The sequence below is a fragment of the Verminephrobacter aporrectodeae subsp. tuberculatae At4 genome (genome assembly GCF_000193225.1).
GTDB classification, from domain to species: Bacteria; Pseudomonadota; Gammaproteobacteria; order Burkholderiales; family Burkholderiaceae_C; genus Acidovorax; species Acidovorax aporrectodeae.
In genome coordinates, this window is record NZ_AFAL01000091.1 from 1 (window position 1) to 3,059 (window position 3,059).

Consider the following 3,059-nt stretch of genomic DNA (forward strand, 5'->3'; position numbering starts at 1 on the left):
CAACTGCGTCAATTGAGCGCCACCGAACGCTTGATCCCGACCGTAAAGAACTTCTTCGTTCCGGATGACTTGCATGCTGGTAGTCATGGCCCCCACCTCGTAGAGAGCCACCAGAGCATCGACACCCCCATTGGGCAGCGCCTCGATCAACCTTCCGACAGCCAGGCGCGAAGCATGGGACTCGATATCCATCACGACGGGCTTGAGGCCCGCGGCCTCAGCCAAACCCTGCCTGTCCTGCACTTTTTCACGCCTCGAGGCTGCAATGAGTACGTCAACATCATTCGGGACACTTTTGCTCGGTCCGATGACGCAAAAATCCAGACTTACTTCATCGAGAGAAAACGGGATGTACTGATTGGCTTCTGATTCGACTTGGACTTCAAGCTCTTGCTCGCTCATTCCCCCGGGCAGGGTGATTTTTTTGGTGATGACGGCTGATGACGGCAATGCCAGCGCAGCGTTTTTCGTCCTCGTCCCGCTTTTCTTGACCAGCCGGCGCACGGCGTCCGCGACCTCGTCAAATTTTTCGACGTTACCATCGGTGATCCAGCCACGCTCCAGCGGCTCGATTGCGCAACGCTCCAAAATCAGGCTGCCGGCCTTGTCGCGCCCCAGTTCCACCAGTTTGACACTGGAGGTGCTGATGTCGATTCCCAGCAACGGCGCAGACTGGCGGCTGAAAGACCCCAATGCGTTCAAGATTGCTCCCCTGTGGTGTGCCAAGATGAGGCAACAAAACTTAACAATTCACTTGAATACTATCAGTAAGCCTGCTCTCCGGCAAAGACTTTTCCCGCAACAACGTCCGCTGGGCGTTGCCAAAAGCAGACGAAATCCCGGCACTTTGCAACGGCCCTTCGACCAGGTCGGGAACCTCTTGGGAAGCCTCCTGGAAGCCTTCTTGGAAGCCGCGATGCGCAGGGTCAAGGCCTCCCGCGCCCCTTTATGCAGACATTTTTTTATAATGGGCGGCCTCATCCACCCGGAGCGTTATGCCGCCGCCCTCCCCCTCGGAGTCATCCGACAAGTCGAACACCTCCCCCGCTCGTGCTCAGCCCATCTGGCTTCGCTGGTTTCTTCGCCTCACCCTGTGGCTCACCGGACTGCTCGCCGCAGCGACCCTGGGACTCGCACTGACGATCGCCGTCGCGTTGTCCGTAGCGTACCCCAACCTGCCGGACATTGTGGACCTGACGGACTACCGACCCAAGTTGCCCCTGCGGGTGTACTCCTCTGAAGGCGCGTTGCTCGGCGAGTTCGGCGAAGAGCGCCGCAACCTGACGCCCATCGATGAGATCCCGAAGGTCATGAAAGACGCGGTCCTCGCCATTGAGGATGCGCGCTTCTTCCAGCACAGCGGGGTTGACTACAAGGGCATGCTGCGCGCGGGTCTTGCCAATTTGGGGCGCGTGAGGAGCCAGGGGGCATCGACCATCACGATGCAGGTTGCACGCAATGTCTACCTCTCTTCAGAGAAAACTTTTACGCGGAAGATTTACGAAATCTTGCTGGCATTCAAACTGGAACACCTGCTCACAAAAGATCAGATTCTTGAGATATATATGAATCAAATTTACCTGGGAAACCGTGCATATGGGTTTTCCGCTGCTTCCGAAACCTATTTCGGCAAGCCGCTGAAGTCCGTTTCAATTGCGCAAGCAGCCATGCTTGCGGGTTTGCCCAAGGCTCCGTCGGCCTACAACCCCATCAGCAACCCCAAGCGCGCCCACATGCGCCAGCAGTACATCATCGAGCGCATGCAAGAAAACGGCTTCATCACTGCGCAGCAGGCCGCAGAAGCGAAGGCAGAAGATCTCAATATCCGAACCAGACCGGACAACACCCGAGTGCACGCAGAGTACGTGGCAGAGATGGTGCGCCAGCTGATCTTCACGCAGTACGGCAACGACGCCTACACGCGCGGGCTCAATGTCTACACCACCCTGAATGCGGCCGAGCAGGATGCGGCTTATGGTGCCTTGCGCCAGGGAATCATGGATTACGAACGGCGCCAGACTTACCGCGGACCCGAGATGTTTGTGCCCCTGCCTGCGGCGCCGCAGGGTGTGGAGGATGCCATCGACGACGCCTTGGCGAACCACCCGGACAATGGTGACCTGCTCTCCGCCGTGGTGCTGGAGGCATCCGCACGCAAGATCGTTGCCACGCGGGCGAATGGCGATACGCTTGAAATCACGGGCGACGGCCTGAAGCCGGCGCAATCGGGTCTGAGCGAGAAAGCACCGCCCAACATCAGGATCCGCCGCGGTGCAGTGATTCGTGTGCTGAAGACGCCCAAGAACGTGTGGGAAATCACGCAGCTGCCCGAGGTTGAAGGCGCCTTTGTGGCGCTCGATCCGCGCAATGGGTCGATTCGTGCCCTGGTCGGGGGGTTTGATTTTGAAAAAAACAAGTTCAACCACGCCGCACAGGCATGGCGCCAACCAGGATCGAGCTTCAAGCCGTTCATCTACTCGGCAGCGCTGGAGAAAGGCTTCACGCCCGCCACCGTCATCAGCGACGAGCCGCTGTTCTTCGACGCAGGCGTCACCGGCGGCCAGCCCTGGGCTCCCAAAAACTTCGATGGCAAGTACGACGGGCCGATGAGCATGCGCACCGGACTGGCAAGGTCCAGGAACATGGTCTCGATCCGTATCCTGCAGGCCATAGGCCCCAAGACCGGACAGGACTGGGCGGCGCGCTTTGGCTTCGATCCGGAAAAACATCCGGCTTACCTCACGATGGCACTGGGCGCGGGTTTGGTGACCCCGCTGCAGATGGCGTCTGCCTACTCGGTATTTGCCAACGGAGGCTATCGCGTGAATCCGTGGTTGATCGCCAAGGTCACAGACCACAAAGGCCGGGTGATTTCTGAAGTCACGCCCTCAGGGGAGCAGCCTCGGGCGATCGATGCCCGCAACGCCTTCATCATGCGCAGCCTCCTGCAGGAGGTGACGCGCTCCGGAACGGCTGCCAGAGCCCAGGCCACCCTCAAGCGCCCAGACCTGTACGGAAAAACCGGCACCACCAATGACTCGATGGACGCCTGGTTTGCG

The 3,059-nt window shown here is 59.3% G+C and carries 2 protein-coding genes; one reads left to right on the top strand and one right to left on the bottom strand.

What is annotated here, in order from left to right; genetic code table 11:
- Positions 1 to 702, bottom strand: a 702-nt coding sequence (gene pilM / locus VTU_RS0103810) for a type IV pilus assembly protein PilM (RefSeq protein ID WP_010100945.1), incomplete at its 3' end; no start/stop codon positions are given.
- Between the two features lie 293 nt (positions 703 to 995).
- Between pilM and VTU_RS0103815 the strand changes: the two genes are divergently transcribed.
- Positions 996 to 3,059: penicillin-binding protein 1A (locus VTU_RS0103815; protein ID WP_010100947.1), on the top strand; the 2,064-nt coding region annotated here is incomplete at its 3' end.